Here is a 15,556-nt window from a genome sequence, read left to right as displayed (position 1 = left end):
CGGGGGAGCTGGCGGCGGCCCGCTCGAAGGAGCGGGCCGCCATCGACGCGAGGCGCGGGAGACTCAGGCCTTGCCGAGGATGCGGTTCATCTTGGTACCGCATACCGGGCAGGATCCCTTCGCCATCCGGCGCCCGGATTCACTCGTGGTGACCTCACCTTCGAAGTCACGCTTCTCTTTGCACTTCACGCAGTAGCCGTTGTAAGTGTCGGCCACAGTGCCTCCTCGGCTGGACAGGGTCGGCCGACGGTGACAGCTCCGTCGGATCGCCCGACCTTATCCGGCAAAACGGGCATAACTGTTAAGGGGCTCGCCGGGATAATTCACCGTGTCGACCCTTGAAATGCGCTGTGAGGCGGGTTGGCGCGTCCGGGCGGGTCCGGCGCTCGGCGAGCGCCGAAGAGGGCGCCGAGGCGGTCGCTCGAGCGGCGTGGCCGCGGGCGGGCGACGCTGGCCGTGCTGCGCGGCGATGCCACGCGCCGCACGGCGGTAGTCGCGGTGTGGGGGTGGCCGCGGGCTGGGTGGCGGTGGCCGCGGGCTGCGCGGCGGTGGCCGCGCGTGGGCGCAGAAGGGCCCCTGGACGGCGCCCGTCCCGTCACCTTCCCCACGTGCCGGGGCGGACGGTCGCCACAGGGGCCCTTACGCTATTCGGGACCGGCCCGGACGTCAACGCCGGGAGCGATCCAAGGGTGTGTAACGGGCCTCCTGTGAGGGGCGTCGCGGAGGACATCCACCCTGTGGAGGAGGCTTGTCCACAGGATTCACGACACGGCAGACGGACCGCCATGTCGGGGGCTAGCGTGCCTCTATGGACCCCGGTCACCCGCTCACCGTGCAGGTCCGGCGCAGCGCGCGTCGGCGCCGCACCGTCGCCGCGTATCGAGACGGTGACACGGTTGTCGTGCTGATCCCGGCCCGCTTCAGCGCCGTCGAAGAGCGCGAGTGGGTCAAGAAGATGCTCGCGCGCCTGGACGCCCGAGACCGCCGTTCCCGCCGCCCGCGCGGAGACGCCGAACTAGAGGCCCGAGCGCTCCGCCTGGCGCACCTGTACCTGGACGACGAGGTCCGTCCGGTGAGCGTCCGGTGGGTCAGCAACCAACGCGGCCGCTGGGGCTCCTGCACCCCGGCCGAGGGCACGATCCGCCTCTCGTCCCGTCTGCGAGGGATGCCCGATTGGGTGATCGACTACGTCCTGGTCCACGAGCTGGTGCACTTGCGGATCCCGGGCCACGGCGCTGATTTCTGGGAGCTGGTGGAGAGGTACCCACGGGCCCAGCGGGCACGGGGCTACCTGGAGGGCGTAGCTGCCGCAGCGTCCCTAGACCTCTCAGACGAGGCCGATCCGGCCCTGGGCGCGTAGCCGAGCGGCGTGTTCGGCCCGGCGGGTTCCGGCCCGGCCGGGCGGGCGCAGGACCGGGCGGGCGCAGGACCGGGCGGGCCGGGCGCAGGACCGGGCGGGCCGGGGTGGGCCGGGCGCGGGGCCGGGTCGGGCGGGTGGCTGGCGGGCGCGGGCCGGTTCGGCAGGCCGGGGACGGCGAGTCAGGGCCCGCAGGGGGTTGGGTGGGCGAGGTTTTGCCTGGCTTAGGTCTTGCCGCCGCTGGCGGTCGTGCCCGGCTTCGGTCTCACCGGCCACCGTGGGTGCGTCCGCGTCGTATCCGGCGAGCGCACCACCACCGCGGCGGTGAGCCGCCCCGCGGGTACGCCGACCACCACCTCGCTCCGCGGCCACCATGTCGCTCCGCGGCCACCATGTCGCTCCGCGGCCACCATGTCGCTCCGCGGCCACCATGTCGCTCCGCGGCCACCATGTCGCTCCGCGGCCACCATGTCGCTCCGCGGCCACCACGTCGCTCCGCGGCCACCTCCGACGCTGCCGGACTCCAGCGAGTCGTTTCGCCCGGCCCTTGAGCGCTGGGCGTGTCCGGATCAATAGGGCGCATCGCCGCGGGCCCTGAGCCGCCCAAACGCACCGATTTGCGCCAACGCGCCCAGCCAGCCGCGGCCCACTCGAACAAGCGACCGCGCCGCCACCCAGCACACGGCCACCCGGCTCAGCCCCCGGCCACAGCCCGCCGGCCGCACGTTGCTGCGTCATGAGCCGCCCGGCCACGTGCCGTCTGGTCACGGGCCGCCCAGCCTCAAGCCGCCTGGTCGCGGATCGCGCGGTCGCGGATCGCGCGGTCGCGGATCGCCCGGCCGTGGGCCGCCTCATCGCGGGTCGCCCGGTGACGGGTCGGTCGGTCGCGGGCCGCCCGGCCGCGGGCAACCCGGTCGCGGGCAACCCAGCCGCGGGCAACCCGGCCTACGCCCGAACCACCTCTCGGCCGCGCGGCCCCTTCTCTATCCGCGGAGCCACTTTCGTACGCCGAAACTCCCCCGAACCACTTCCCTGGGCCCACCGCCACCCGGACGCATCCAGGCCTCTTAGGCGACTACACCGCCCGGCCGGGGCACCCGGCGGCCGAAGGTCACCCCACTTCGCGGCAAAACCCGCTCCGCTACCGCGCCCGCTCCCCCCGCTGCCCAAGAAACCCGAACCCCTACTCCAACTCGCTGATATCGAAATCCGGGCCATCGTCCTGGCGGGCGAACGCCTCCGGGTCATCCAGATCCGACGACGTCGGCACCAGGTCAGGGTGCGCCCACACCGCGTCGCGCCCCTCCGCACCCCGATGCTCCAGCAGCGCGCTCCACAGCGTCGCGGCATCCCGCAGCCTCCGCGGACGCAACTCCAGGCCCACCAGCGTCGCGAACGTCTGCTCGGCCGGGCCACCCTCGGCGCGGCGGCGGCGGAACGTCTCGGTGAGCGCGGCCGCGCCCGGGAGGCGCTCGGCGGCGACGCGATCGACCACGTGCGAGACCCAGCCCTCGATCAGCGCCAGCGCGGTCTCCAGGCGAGCCAGCGCGGCCTGCTGCGCGGGCGTGTCCTCGGGCGTGAACATCCCGCCGGTCAGCGCCTGCTGCATCGACTCCGGATCCTGCGGGTCGATCTCCCGAACCGCCCGCTCGATCGTCTCCGGGTCGACCGTGATGCCCCGCGCGTAGGCGTCGACCGCATCCAGGACGTGCGCCCGGATCCAGGTCACGTGCCCGAACAACCGAGCGTGCGCCGCCTCGCGCAGCGCGACGTAGAGCCGCACCTGGTCGGCCGGCTGCCCCAGTCCTTCGCTGAACGCCGCCAGGTTCGCCGGCAACAGGGCCGCGGTGCCGGCCGGCCCCAGCGGCAGCCCGATGTCGGACGACGTGAGCACCTCGCCGGAGAGCTGGCCGATACCCTGCCCGACCTGACCGCCGAACATCATGCCGCCGATGCCGGCCAGCATCCCGGTCATCGGACCGAGCTGCGCGGCCGCCTCGGCCGGCAGCATCTTGCTCATCGCGCCGACGACCCGTTCGGCCAGCGGGTCACAGAGCCGCTTCCAGGTCGGGATCGTCGCGTCGATCCACTCGAGCTGGCTCCACCCCACCGCATGGGAGACGCCAGAAGGCAGACTGGTGACCAGGTCGAGCCAGACATCGGCGAGCCGGAGCGCGTCCACCGCTTCGGTGCGCTCGGCGGCGGTGAGCGAACGGTCGCTCTCCCGCGCCAGCCCGGTGGCGACCTGTTTGGCGAGGTCCCAGTTGACCGTTCCGTCAGACTGAGACGACGAGAGGATCTGCTGCAGTTGAGCCATCATCGCTGCCCACTGCGGGTCATTGGGGTTGGGTTGGCCCCCCGGAAGCGCGAAGCCGAACGGGATGTCGGTCATGACTGGCTCACCATGCTGTCAACCGTAGCTCTGGTAGGCCCGTCATGACCCGCCCCCTCCGGGCGGCACGGGCCGCCGCGGCCCCGTCAGCGGGCCTGACGGTCGCGGTGACCGGCGCCGCGTCCCCGATCGGCCAGGCCGTGTGCCGACGGTTGGCCGGTGCCGACGGCATCCGGCAGGTGATCGCGCTCGACACGAAGAAGCCCGGCGTGCCCACCGTCCGCTGGCGCAAGGCCGACCCGACCGACCCCGGGCTGTCGTCCGCGCTGCACCGGGTCGACACGCTGGTGCACGTCGCCAACGCCGACGACCCGGCCCTCGACCGCGCTGAGCAGCGCCGACGCACGGTCACCGGGGCCTCGGTGGCGCTGACCGCAGCGGCCGCGACGGGTGTCCGGCACGTCGTGCTCCTGTCGAGTGCGAAGGTCTACGGCGCGCGGGCCGACAACCCGGTCCCGATCCCTGACGACCACGAGAAGCGCGCCCACCCCGACGGCAGCGCGCTCGACGATCTCCTCGCGGTCGAGGAGTTCGCTGTTCGCGCAGGGCGTATGTATCCACAGGTGGAAACCGCGCTCCTGCGGCCGGCGACCGTCGTCGGGCGGGGCATCGACCACCCGGCCGGCGGCGCGCTCGACGGGCCCCGCCTGCTGGTCGTCAAGGGCACCAAGCCGATCTGGCAGTTCTGCCACTCCGAAGACCTCGCCGGCGCCGTGCTCACGACCGTGCTGGCCCGGCTCACCGGTCCGCTCAACGTCGGCTCGGAGGGGTGGCTCGAGCAGACCGAGGTCGAGCGGATCCTCGGCCGTCGCCGGGTGGAGCTCCCGGCCGACGCTGCCGTCGGCACCGCCACCCGGTTGCACGCCCAGGGCGTCAGCGGCGACCCGGCCAGTCAGCTCGACTACCTCATGCACCCCTGGGCGGTCGACGCCGAGCGGCTGCGCGCGGCGGGCTGGGAACCCGCGTACACGAACGAGGAGGCGTTGAACAGCTGGGCTCAGGGACGCCCGCTGCGGATCACGGTCAAGGGCGCGGCGGTGGCCGGCGGGGCGGCCGCCGGCGTCTCGGTCGCCCTGGTCGGCACCGCGGCGCTCGTCCGTCGGGCCAGACGCAACCGCAAGAACCGCCGATAGAGAACGCGGATACTCTGACGCCCATGATGTTGCGGCGCGGCTTGACGGTGTTCGTGGGCGCCATTCTCGCGCTGATCCTCTCGCTGGGAATGGCGCTGCTCCCCGTGCCGTACGTCGCCCTCGGCCCCGGCCCGACGGTCAACACGCTCGGTGAGCGCGATGGCAAAGAGATCATCACGATCACCGGCACGAAGACCAGCACGTCCAAGGGCCACCTGAACCTGACCACGGTCTCGGTCAGCCCCGACCTCAACCTCGGGAACGCGCTGGTCGGCTGGTTCGACGGCAGCGTCGCCGTGGTGCCCAGGGACGTCGTCTACCCGCCGGGGGAGAGCCGGGAGAAGGTCAACCAGGAGAACGCGCAGGCGTTCAAGCAGTCCCAGACCTCGGCCGAGACCTCCGCGCTGCGCGAGCTCGGCTACCCGGTGAAGGTGACGGTCAGCACCGTCCAGCCCGACTCCCCGTCGACCGGCAAGCTCGCCGCCCAGGACATTCTGACGTCGGTCGACGGCGCGGCGGTCACCAGCGGCCAGAAGCTGCGCGAGCTGCTCGGCACCAAGAAGGCCGGTCAGGACGTCAAGATCGGCTACCAGCGCGGCACCACCAAGGGCACCGCGACCGTCACGCTCGCCCCGGGCGGCCAGGACGGGCGTCCGCTGCTCAAGATCGAGACGAAGGACGAGCAGCCGCACCCGTTCCAGGTGTCGTTCGACCTGGACAAGATCGGCGGCCCGTCGGCCGGCCTGATGTTCGCGCTGGCGGTGATCGACAAGATCGAGCCCGAGGACCTCACCGGCGGCATCTTCATCGCGGGCACGGGTGAGATCGACGACGAGGGCAACGTCGGCGCGATCGGCGGCATCTCACAGAAGATGTTCGCCGCCCGCCGGGCCGGCGCCACCGTGTTCCTGGTGCCGGCCGACAACTGCCTCGAGGCCAAGGGTTCGGCCCCCCAGGGCCTCGAGCTGGTCCGGGTGCAGAGCCTGGACGGCGCGCTGGGCGCGCTCACCCAGGTCCGCGCCGGGAAGCACCCTCAGGGCTGCTAATCCAGCGTCGCCCGCAACGCCACCACGAGGTTCGGCGCCAGATCCGCGCCGTAGACGACCTCGGTCTGCTCGTCGGCGTCCGCAGGTCGCATTCGGAGCGCGCACGCGCTCGTGCCGTCACGCAGGACGCCGGCCACCATCCGGACCTCACGGCGGTCGGCGTGGGCCGCGGCCCAGTCGACCGGGTCGGCGTCGTCCGGACGCTCGTCCTCGGCGTCCGGGGGGAGCACCAGCACCTCCTGCACCAGCGCGCAACCGAGCACGGACTCGGGCCAGGCGATCCGGGCCAGCGTCTCGTCGAGCGGGGCGTCGCCGAGCGACTCCTGTTCCACCGGGGTGATCGAACCCGGCTCGATCTCGGTGGCGGAGATGCCCACCTGATCGGCCAGGCCGGGCTCGGCGGCGAGCAGCTCCGCGGTGTCGACCAGGGCATAGAGCGTCGGTGGCTGATCCCAGCCACCGGCCGCCGCGTGCCGTTCGAGTTCGAGGACGACGGCGTGCAGGGGATCGGGGAGCGGAACCCCGTTCACGCCGGAGTGGACGTCGGTCATGGCCCCATGCTGGCACGGAGCTGAGAGCAGCGGTGTCCGCGGCCGGTCCGCTGGTCCACGCAGGGTAGGTTTGGCCCACGCCACCCCAGATCCACACCGGGAGATGCCCGTGGTCATGCGTTCGCCGCTGCCGTCGGTGAGCCGACGCGCCCGGCGTGTCGTCATCCTTCTCGTTTCGGCCGTCGTGCTGCTGTTCGTGCTCACGGCCGGGAGCAGTCTGTACGCGGACTGGCTCTGGTACGACGAGGTCGGCCTCACCCGGGTCCTGTCGACTCAGCTGCAGACGCGTCTGCTGCTGTTCGTCCTCTTCGGCGTGGTCACCGGGGCGATAGTCGCGATCAACCTCTACGTGGCCTACCGGCTGCGGCCGATCTTCGCGCCGATGTCGCTCGAGCAGCAGAATCTCGAGCGGTACCGGATGGCGATCGCACCCCGCTTCGGCCTGCTGACGGTCGCGGCCGGCGCGGTCGTGGGCGTGATCACCGGGTTGTCGGCGCAGGGGCAGTGGAAGACCTGGCTGCTGTTCGTCAACTCGACGCCGTTCGGCCAGACCGACGCCCAGTACGGCCGGGACATCTCGTTCTACGTCTTCGAGTACCCGTTCTGGCGCTACATCCTGAGCGTCTCGTTCACCGCGATCGTGCTGTCGGTGATCGGCGCGCTCGTCGTCCACTACCTGTTCGGTGGCATCCGGCTGCAGGCCGGCTCGGGCGGGCGCCTGGGCACCGCGGTCATCGGCCACCTGTCGGTGCTGCTCGGCCTGTTCGTCGCGCTCAAGGCGGTCGCGTACTACTTCGACCGCTTCGGGATGCTGTTCGGCTACAACGACGCGACGAAGACCCACGGCGCGTCGGCGGCCGACATCGAGTTCCTGCTACCGGCCAAGAACATCCTGTTGTGGATCGCCGCGTTGTGCGCGCTGGTGTTCTTCGCGAACCTCGGCTTCCGCCGGGTGTTGCCACCGGCGATGGCGCTGATCCTGCTCGGCATCTCGGCCATCGTCATCGGTGGTGCGGTGCCCGCGCTGGCCGAGCAGTTCACGATCAAGCCGAACGCGGCCGACCGCGAGGCCGACTACATCGAGCGCAGCATCACCGCGACCCGCGACGCGTACGACATCGCCGACGTCCAGCGTCAGCAGTACACGCCGAGCACCAGCGCGACCGCGTCCCAGGTCTCCGAGGAGGCCGGCACGGTCCGCAACGCCCGCCTGCTCGACCCGAACGTCCTCTCCGACACGTTCACCCAGCTCCAGCAGGTCCGGACGTTCTACCGGTTCAACTCCAGCCTCGACATCGACCAGTACACGGTCGACAACCAGCTGCAGGACTACATCGTCGCGGTGCGCGAGATGGACACCAGCCGCCTGGACGAGGGCCAGAAGAACTGGATCAACCTGCACACCGCCTACACCCACGGCTACGGCCTGGTGGCCGCGCCGGCCAACCAGGTGACCGAGGGCGGTCAGCCGTACTTCGTGTCGGGCCAGCTGGGTGACGCGGCCCCGGCGAGCGACAGCGAGGAGTCCGAGCAGCAGGCGGCCAAGCTCGAGGCGGCGTTCAACGCCGACAACCCGGTGAAGCAGCCCCGCATCTACTACGGCGAGCTGGCCAGCGACTACGCGGTCGTCGGCAAGGCGCCCGGGGGCAGCGACCGCGAGTTCGACCGGCCCACCAGCCAGGGCGGCGACCAGAGCGAACAGGTCAGCTTCACCTACGACGGCAAGGGCGGCGTCGCGGTCGACTCGCTGACCCGGCGGGCGCTGTTCGCGCTGTACTTTCGCGAGCGGAACTTCCTGCTCTCCAGCCGGCTCAACGAGAACTCCAAGGTCATGTACGTCCGGAACCCGCGCGAGCGGGTCGAGAAGGTCGCCCCCTTCCTCACGCTGGACGCCGACCCGTACCCCGCGGTGGTCAACGGCCGGATCCAGTGGATCATCGACGGCTACACGACCAGCAACTACTACCCGTACTCCCAGCGCGAGACGCTCGGCGCGACCGCCGTCGACTCGCGGACCGGAGCCGGGACGGCCGCGCAGCCGAACGACCAGATCAACTACATTCGGAACTCGGTGAAGGCCACCGTCGACGCGTACGACGGCACGGTCACGCTCTACCAGTTCGACGACACCGACCCGGTGCTGAAGGCCTGGAACAAGGCCTTCGACGGGATCATCAAGCCGAAGAAAGACATTCCGGCCGACCTCGCGTCGCACTTCCGGTATCCGGAGGACCAGTTCAAGGTCCAGCGCTCGCTGCTGGCGAAGTACCACGTCAGCGCGGCCGGCGACTTCTTCACCGGGCAGGACTTCTGGCAGGTGCCCGACGATCCGACGCCGGGCCGCGGTGGCAAACAACCACCGTTCTACGTCGTCGCCCAATGGCCGCAGCAAGACAAGGCCACGTTCCAGATCACGACCCCGATGGTCGCCAATCAACGGAACAACCTGACCGCGTTGATCAGCGCCCATTACGACGACAACTACAAACCGGTGATCCAGATGCTGGAGCTACCGGGTGATTCGCAGATCGCCGGGCCGACGCAGGCGCAGAACAAGATGCGCAGCGAGGACACGGTCCGCGACAATCTGAACGTGCTCGACCTGGGTGACTCCCAGGTGGTCTACGGCAACCTGCTGACGTTGCCGGTGGCCGGCGGATTGTTGTACGTCGAACCGATCTATCAGAGAGCCAGCGGGCAGGATTCGATCCCGCTGTTCCAGAACGTGCTGATGCTGTACGGCGAGAAGGTCGCGTACCAATCGACGCTCGGCGGGGCGCTCGACAACCTGTTCGGGGCCGGAGCCTCCCAGGATGCTCCCGAGGGCCAGCAACCCGGCGACAGACCGAGCACCACGCCGTCGACCGGGGCGACACCCTCGCCGGGAGCAACACCCAGCCCGTCGACGTCGGCCAGTCCACGACCGTCGACGAGCGCGACGCCGAACGCGCCACCGGCCGGCAGCAACGTCGACCAGGCCGCGGCCGCGGTCGACAAGGCGGCGGCCGACCTCAAGACCGCTCAGCGCAGCGGTGACCTGGCGGCGATCGGTAAGGCGTCGCAGGATCTCCAGAACGCCGTGAACGCCTGGCAGGCGGCCAGGGCGAGATCGAGCGCCAGTCCGTCACCAGGCGGATGACGACGAAGGGCCCCGCCGGGAGGCGGGGCCCTTCGTGTCAGGGGCGAGCTTCGTGATGGCGGCGGCCGTGGGTCCGCCGCCGTTCCTTCATCTCCGACTCGAAGACGTGCCGACGCCCACCCAGCAACTCGTCGCGAGCGTCCTTCTCCAGCCCGCGGAAGGCCGCGTAGTAGCCGTCGTCGAACTCCTCGACGATCTGGAACGTCCAGCGCCCCTCCAGCACGTTCCGGCCGATCAGCTCGGTCTCGACGCGGTCGGCCAGCGTGTCGTGGCCCGCTTTGCGGAGCAGGTCCGCGGCCTCGTCGAGCATCAGGTCGGCGTGGCCGGTCAGCTGGTGCAGCGCGTACAGGTGCCCGCGGGCCCGCTCGATCGTCTCCAGCGCCTCGCTCAGCTTCCCGGTCGCGGCGACGGTCTCGTCGTCCACGCCCTCCGGGCGTTCGTGCGTGGTCATTCCTCGTGCAGGGCCGACGGCTTGTGCACGGCCGTCCCGCCGCTCTTCTCGCTCTTGACGACGTATTGCGGGTCGTCGGAGCTCGCCCGGACCGTGCGGCCGGCCTCTTCGGTGTCGCTGGTGAGCTTCTTCTGGACGGTGCCGACCGCTTCGCCGCCGTGGCTCTTCCAGCTGACCTTGTCGCCCTTGCTGAACTCTGTGCTCATGGGCGGGGTGTGCCCGGGACACGCGGGGACAAACTCCCGCGAATGTGCGGTGGCGGGCGTCACGGGGGGCCGTTTTGCAGTTCTGGTGATGACCGCGCTATGGTTATGGAGCAACAAGGAAACACCGCAACAACACGGCGCGGGGTGGAGCAGCTCGGTAGCTCGCTGGGCTCATAACCCAGAGGTCGCAGGTTCAAATCCTGCCCCCGCTACCACGGAAAGGGCCCGGACTTCGGTTCGGGCCCTTTCGCTTTCTGCTCACCGGCGGCCGGGTACAAGTGCTCAGGCCCGGAGCGGATCCGGTCGGCACTCTGTGAGGCATGACGACGACCCACGCTCCCGCGCCGTTCCCGCGCGTCGCCCTCGGGCTGCTCCTGACCCTGCTGGCCGGGGCCGGCCTCGCCTGGGTGGCGCTGGCCGCCGCCGACGGCGCGGTCGCGATCACCGACATCGACTACCGCACCGAGTTCGTCGACGACCGCTGGTGGTCGGCCGGCCTCCTGCTCGTCGTCCCGGTCTTTCTGCTTTCGCGGACGTGGGGCGGGCTGGGCGTCGCGGTGACGGCCTATCTCGGTGCGATCCAGTTCGTGGTCGCCGCGGTCACCGTGCACCGGTACCAGGTGAGCGGCTGGAGCGACGGCCTCGAATCGTTCGCGTACCTGGAGGCGTTCCTGTTCACCGCCGCCTTCGCCGCCGCCGCGTTCCTGGGCTGGCGGCGGAAAAAGGCCCGATAAATCAAAAAGCGGAGGCCGGCACCGACGGTGCTGGCCTCCGCCCTAGTCAGCGGATGTGGTCGTTTCAGACCGGGCGAATGTTCGCCGCCTGCGGGCCCTTCTGGCCCTGCGTCACGTCGAACTCGACCTGCTGCCCGTCGGACAGCTCCTTGTAACCCTGGGTCTGAATCGCTGAGTAGTGGGCGAAGACATCGGGGCCTCCACCGTCCGGCGCGATGAAGCCGTAACCCTTTTCGGCGTTGAACCACTTGACGGTGCCGGTTGCCATGCACGTTCTCCCTCTGGCGGGCCTTGTCGAGCCCACACTTCGTGGGCCCCGTGTCGCGGTCGTGCTCGCCCAGCTCCAAAGGGGCCAGAACAAACAAGAGCGCCTGGATTACAACCCAGGCGCTCTTTTCATGCGAACCAAAGACTGCAACGGCGGTAACCGTAGCACGCGTTCAGGCGTCTAGCTCGTCACCGGTCAGAAGGATCTCCCTCGCGTCTGCGCGCCGCCAACGGGGCCCCGGCCAGGTCTTCCTCGTTACAAAGAAGCTTGACCTCGTAATAGGGGGCGCCGTCGTCATCGTCGTAGTCCAGGTGGATGGCGATGACGTCCACCGGCTCCGCGAGCCAAGTCTCGGTTTCCCGGAGCCAGGCGGCCGCACGTTCCAGAGCGGCGGGTAGATCGTCGTCGCGAAACTGGACCGGACGGTAAGGCACCCCCTCGACGCGGTCATTCGGGTGCGCCGGAGCAGGAAGGTCGACTGCCAGGCCGGACTCGTCGAGCCGGAGCTCGATCGTCTCCTCGATCACCTGACCGAGTTTTCGCCATTCCGCGCCGGTACACAAGCCACGAGGGCCTGTGAACACGCAGAAGCCCTCGATTCGCGGGCGCTCAGAGCGTACGATCCCGGTCCGGCGCATAACGGGCCAGCGCCAATTGTTCGGCCGCGCTGATCGCGCCGTAGAGCACGATCGACGCGACGGTCACGATCGTCACCGCGGCCCACATCCGGTCGAGCTCGAACGTGGTGACCGACTGCAGCATCAGGTACCCGAGGCCCTGCCCGGTCGTCAGCCACTCGGCCAGCAGCGCGCCGACGAGCGCCAGCGGCGCGGCGATCCGCAGCGCGGCGAACAGCGACGGCAGCGCCGACGGGAACTGCACCTTCCACAGCGTGGCCGACGTCGAAGCGCCGTAGGCCCGCATCAGGTCGAACGACGACGCCGGCACCGCACGCAGGGCCAACACGACGTTGACCAGCACCGGGAAGAACGTCACGATCCCGGCGATCACGGTGACCGACAGCAGGCCCCGGCCGAACACGAGCGCGATCAGCGGCGTCATCGCGACCAGCGGAACCGCCCGCAGGGCCATCGCGATCGGCATCACCGCCTGCTCGACGCCCCGGTAGAGCACGAACACGATCGACGCGACCAGCCCGGCGACGGTCCCGGAGACCATGCCGATCACCGCGTCCCGCCCGGTGACGACGCTCGCGTCGAGCAGCAGGTGCCGCTCGGCCGAATCGCCCGACGTGAGGTAGCGCCACACGTCCAGCGGGCCGCGGGTGATGAACGGATCGAGCCCGAAGCCGCTGATCAGCCCCTGCCAGACCAGACAGATCACCAGGACCGACAGCACGGCCCCGCCGGCCGATATCGCCAGCCGCTTCACGAGCGGGCCGCCCACGGCGTGAGGAGCCGGCCGGCCAGCGCGGTCAGCCCGTACGCGGCGCCGGACAGCGCGGTGGCCACCAGCGCGATGCCCCACGTCCGTTCGACCAGAAACGCCTGCTGGGCGTTGATCATCGCCACCCCTAGTCCGTTCTCCGCGCCCAGGTACTCGCCGATGATCGCGCCGAGCATCGCGGCCGGCGCGGCGATCCGCAGGCCCGCGAACAAGCTCGGCAGCGACGCCCGCAGCCGGACCCGCCACAACTGCGTCCAGGACCCGCCGCCGTAGGCGCGGATCAGGTCCAGGCTCGTCCGGTCCGCGCTGCGCAGCCCGACGACCATGCTGATCAGCGTCGTGAACAGCACCGACAGCGCGGCGATGATGATCTTCGGCTTGTCGCCGGAGAACAGCACCACGAGCACGGTCCCGATCGCGACGATCGGCAGGCAGTAGCTGGCCAGCGCCAGCTGCAGCAGCGCCCGCTCGACCAGCGGCACCTGGACGAACGCCACCGCCAGCACGATCGCGATGCCGTTGCCCCAGAGCCAGCCCCAGGCCGCTTCGCGCAGCGTCGTCCGGGCGTTGTTCCAGTAGAACTCCCAGCCGTCGCGGCCGTACTGACCGAGGATCGCCGTCGGCGGCGGGACGCTCTTGGCGTCCGCGAAAACGGTGCGGCCGAGGATCTCCCACAGGATCAGCAGCACGACGACGCCGACCGCGCCGGGGATCCAGCGCGACCGGGTCATTCGGCGTCCCGGCCGAACAACAGAGCCGACAGCTGATCCTCCAGCGCGTGGAATTCCGGGGTGCGCATCATCTCTGGCGTCCGGGGCCGGGGCAGGTCGATGTCGACCTGCGCCACGATCCGGCCCGGCCGCGGGCTCATCACCGCGACCGTGTCGGCCAGGAACACCGCCTCGGCGATCGAGTGGGTGACGAGCAGCGTCGTCGTGGCCCGCTCGGTCCAGATCCGTTGCAGCTCCAGGTTCAGCCGCTGCCTGGTCATCTCGTCGAGCGCGCCGAACGGCTCGTCGAGCAGCAGGATCTGCGGTTCGACGACCAGCGCGCGGGCGATCGCCACCCGCTGACGCATGCCGCCGGAGAGCTGGGCCGGCCGGGCGGACTCGAAGCCCTCCAGCCCGACCAGCTTGATCAGGTCGGTGACCGCGGACGCGGGCACCGAGACCCCGCTCACCTCCAGCGGCAGCCGGATGTTGGCGGTCACCGAACGCCAGGGCAGCAGCGCCGCGTCCTGGAACGCGATGCCCAGGTGGTGGTTGCGGCGCGTGGCCGACGGCGCCTCGCCGTGCACCAGCGCCTCGCCGGACGTCGGCTGTTCGAGGTCGGCGAGGATCCGCAGGATCGTCGACTTCCCGCAGCCGGACGGGCCGAGCAGCGCCACGAAGGCGCCACTCGACGTCTCCAGATCCACCCGGTCCAGCGCCGTCACCGTCGACCGCCGGATCCGGAACTCCTTGGTCAGCCGGGAAAGCCGGATTCCGGCCGTCACTCCTCAGACCGCTTTCTTGAGGTCGGGGTTCTCCTCGTAGACCTCCTTGAGCACCGACAGGTCGAAGAGCTTGTCCTTGGCGATGTCGATGCCGCCGAGCTTCAGCGTCGCGATCGTCTCGTCGAGGAGTTCGTCGGTGATCGTGAACAGGCCGTTGGCCTTCGTGTCGGCGGTGGACACGACCGTGTTCTGGGCGGCCGACTCCAGGCCCTGCTCCTTCTCGTCCAGGCCCAGGTCCTTGCCGTACTTCGTGGCGGCCAGCTTGGCCCCGAGCGAGGGGTCCTTGACCGACTCGGTCCAGCCCTTGATGTCACCGATGAGCATGGCCTTCAGCGCGTCGCGCTTCTTGGTCAGCGAGTCGCGGCGGACGACGTAGATCTCCGAGACCAGCGGGTAGCCGTGGTCGTTGAGCAGCATCACCGCGGTGTCGATGCCCTTGGTCTTGAGCAGGTTCGGCTCGTTGGTGAAGAACGAGAACCAGCCGTCGACCTCTTTGTTGATGATCGGCGTCGGGTCGAACTGGGCCGGGACCTTCGTGATCTTGCCCGGGTCGATCTTGTTCGCCTTGAGGAACGCGTTCCACACCGGCTCGTTCGTGGCCTGGACGCCGATCTTCTTGCCGATCAGGTCCTGCGGGGTGTTGATCGGCTTCTCGGCCAGGCTCATGATCGCGAACGGGTTCTTCTGGTACTGCGCACCCAGGATGACCAGCGGCGCTCCCTTGAGGATGGCCGCCGACGTGATGTCGGGCCCGGAGATGCCGACCAGCGCCTTGCCGGCCGCGACGACCGAGTCCTGGCTGATGTTCGGGCCGCCGGCCATCAGGTTCACCGCGCTGAAGCCCGCGGCTTTGTAGTACCCGTTGGTGTCGGCGATGTACTGCCCGGCGAACTCGACGTTCTTGATCCAGGACAGCTGGTAGTTCAGCGTCCCGAGATCGCTGCCGGAACCGGAGGAATCGTCGTCGTCGCCACCGCAGGCGGCGAGCACGCTCGCGCCCGCGCCGAGGACCGCGATGCCCGCGGCGGCTCGAGCGCTGCGCCCGAGGAACGCACGCCGGTCGAAGGATTTGCTCACTGGCGACTCCTGCCGCTCGTTGGAACGGCCCGACGCTAACGAGCAACGGTTTCCTGGCTATTTCCCGCAGGAAACGAGCGCGGCGGGCCCGGAAACGGGCCCGCCGCAATAGGTCACTTTCTCGTCGTATCGCCGTCGCCGGTGTACTTCTGGGCGGCGTCCACGGCCTTGTCGATGTTGGCGCTGTGCTTGTGGCCGGTCTTCTCGTCGATGAAGTCGCCGGCCTTGTCGAGCCCCTGGTCGATCTTCTCGTCGTTCTTGTCGATGAAGTCCTTGGCCTTGTCGAGGAATCCCATGCGT

17 protein-coding genes and 1 tRNA gene are annotated in these 15,556 nt (G+C 70.0%); 6 read left to right on the top strand and 12 right to left on the bottom strand.

Annotated elements, in window-relative coordinates; translation table 11 throughout:
• Positions 1–63: 63 nt before the first annotated feature.
• Complete coding sequence (locus tag FL583_RS40335) at positions 64–216, bottom strand: DUF5679 domain-containing protein (RefSeq protein WP_169745129.1); 153 nt, start codon at positions 214–216, stop codon at positions 64–66.
• A gap of 592 nt (positions 217–808) precedes the next feature.
• Between FL583_RS40335 and FL583_RS25620 the strand changes: the two genes are divergently transcribed.
• Positions 809–1,360: a M48 metallopeptidase family protein gene (locus FL583_RS25620; RefSeq protein WP_142707363.1), complete on the top strand. Its 552-nt coding sequence runs from the start codon at positions 809–811 to the stop codon at positions 1,358–1,360.
• 1,180 nt (positions 1,361–2,540) lie between these two features.
• On the opposite strand, the gene FL583_RS25615 is transcribed toward FL583_RS25620, so the two are convergent.
• Entirely contained in the window at positions 2,541–3,749 is a 1,209-nt protein-coding gene (locus tag FL583_RS25615; protein WP_142707362.1) for a zinc-dependent metalloprotease, read from the bottom strand.
• A gap of 44 nt (positions 3,750–3,793) precedes the next feature.
• Between FL583_RS25615 and FL583_RS25610 the strand changes: the two genes are divergently transcribed.
• Both FL583_RS25610 and FL583_RS25605 read left to right on the top strand, forming a co-directional pair.
• On the top strand, positions 3,794–4,882 hold the full coding sequence (locus FL583_RS25610) for an NAD-dependent epimerase/dehydratase family protein (RefSeq protein ID WP_142707361.1): 1,089 nt from the start codon (positions 3,794–3,796) through the stop codon (positions 4,880–4,882).
• A gap of 26 nt (positions 4,883–4,908) precedes the next feature.
• Complete coding sequence (locus FL583_RS25605) at positions 4,909–5,928, top strand: YlbL family protein (RefSeq protein WP_170323866.1); 1,020 nt, start codon at positions 4,909–4,911, stop codon at positions 5,926–5,928.
• On the opposite strand, the gene FL583_RS25600 is transcribed toward FL583_RS25605, so the two are convergent.
• Positions 5,925–6,479 carry a PPA1309 family protein gene (locus tag FL583_RS25600; RefSeq protein WP_142707360.1) on the bottom strand — a complete coding sequence of 185 codons (555 nt, stop codon included), beginning with the start codon at positions 6,477–6,479 and terminating at the stop codon, positions 5,925–5,927. The genes FL583_RS25605 and FL583_RS25600 overlap by 4 nt on opposite strands.
• Before the next feature lie 115 nt (positions 6,480–6,594).
• On the opposite strand from FL583_RS25600, the gene FL583_RS25595 reads away from it, so the two are divergent.
• Positions 6,595–9,618 (top strand): UPF0182 family membrane protein, encoded by a 3,024-nt coding sequence (locus tag FL583_RS25595; RefSeq protein ID WP_170323861.1) that lies wholly within the window; start codon positions 6,595–6,597, stop codon positions 9,616–9,618.
• 37 nt (positions 9,619–9,655) lie between these two features.
• Here FL583_RS25595 and FL583_RS25590 read toward each other — a convergent pair whose 3' ends face one another.
• Both FL583_RS25590 and FL583_RS25585 read right to left on the bottom strand, forming a co-directional pair.
• The gene (locus FL583_RS25590) at positions 9,656–10,069 is read right to left on the bottom strand and encodes a hypothetical protein (protein WP_142707359.1); all 414 of its coding nucleotides are present in this window, start codon (positions 10,067–10,069) and stop codon (positions 9,656–9,658) included.
• Positions 10,066–10,275, bottom strand: coding sequence for a hypervirulence associated TUDOR domain-containing protein (locus tag FL583_RS25585; protein ID WP_142707358.1), 210 nt, complete (start codon positions 10,273–10,275; stop codon positions 10,066–10,068). Before FL583_RS25585 ends, FL583_RS25590 begins: the two co-directional genes overlap by 4 nt.
• A gap of 138 nt (positions 10,276–10,413) precedes the next feature.
• On the opposite strand from FL583_RS25585, the gene FL583_RS25580 reads away from it, so the two are divergent.
• Positions 10,414–10,490 (top strand) — tRNA-Met (locus tag FL583_RS25580).
• A 105-nt stretch (positions 10,491–10,595) separates the two neighbouring features.
• A complete protein-coding gene (locus FL583_RS25575; RefSeq protein WP_142707357.1) occupies positions 10,596–11,009 on the top strand; it encodes a hypothetical protein in 414 nt (137 codons plus the stop codon).
• Between the two features lie 64 nt (positions 11,010–11,073).
• Here the strand turns inward: FL583_RS25575 and FL583_RS25570 are convergent, their stop codons facing one another.
• From FL583_RS25570 to FL583_RS25540, 7 genes are all read right to left on the bottom strand, one after another.
• Positions 11,074–11,277 (bottom strand): cold-shock protein, encoded by a 204-nt coding sequence (locus tag FL583_RS25570; RefSeq protein WP_142707356.1) that lies wholly within the window; start codon positions 11,275–11,277, stop codon positions 11,074–11,076.
• A 188-nt stretch (positions 11,278–11,465) separates the two neighbouring features.
• Complete coding sequence (locus tag FL583_RS25565; protein ID WP_142707355.1) at positions 11,466–11,804, bottom strand: hypothetical protein; 339 nt, start codon at positions 11,802–11,804, stop codon at positions 11,466–11,468.
• A gap of 82 nt (positions 11,805–11,886) precedes the next feature.
• Positions 11,887–12,684: an ABC transporter permease gene (locus FL583_RS25560; RefSeq protein ID WP_205752443.1), complete on the bottom strand. Its 798-nt coding sequence runs from the start codon at positions 12,682–12,684 to the stop codon at positions 11,887–11,889.
• Positions 12,666–13,415, bottom strand: a complete 750-nt coding sequence (locus FL583_RS25555; protein WP_142707354.1) for an ABC transporter permease — start codon at positions 13,413–13,415, stop codon at positions 12,666–12,668. The genes FL583_RS25560 and FL583_RS25555 overlap by 19 nt, the downstream gene beginning before the upstream one ends.
• Positions 13,412–14,179 carry an ABC transporter ATP-binding protein gene (locus FL583_RS25550; RefSeq protein ID WP_142707353.1) on the bottom strand — a complete coding sequence of 256 codons (768 nt, stop codon included), beginning with the start codon at positions 14,177–14,179 and terminating at the stop codon, positions 13,412–13,414. The genes FL583_RS25555 and FL583_RS25550 overlap by 4 nt, the downstream gene beginning before the upstream one ends.
• Positions 14,180–14,182: 3 nt before the next feature.
• Positions 14,183–15,256 (bottom strand): ABC transporter substrate-binding protein, encoded by a 1,074-nt coding sequence (locus tag FL583_RS25545; RefSeq protein WP_142707352.1) that lies wholly within the window; start codon positions 15,254–15,256, stop codon positions 14,183–14,185.
• A gap of 113 nt (positions 15,257–15,369) precedes the next feature.
• Entirely contained in the window at positions 15,370–15,552 is a 183-nt protein-coding gene (locus FL583_RS25540; RefSeq protein ID WP_142707351.1) for an antitoxin, read from the bottom strand.
• Positions 15,553–15,556 lie beyond the last annotated feature (4 nt).

Source organism: Cryptosporangium phraense, assembly GCF_006912135.1.
GTDB classification, from domain to species: Bacteria; Actinomycetota; Actinomycetes; order Mycobacteriales; family Cryptosporangiaceae; genus Cryptosporangium; species Cryptosporangium phraense.
Note: the sequence above shows the minus strand (reverse complement) of the source record. Positions and strands in the feature narration are given on the sequence as shown.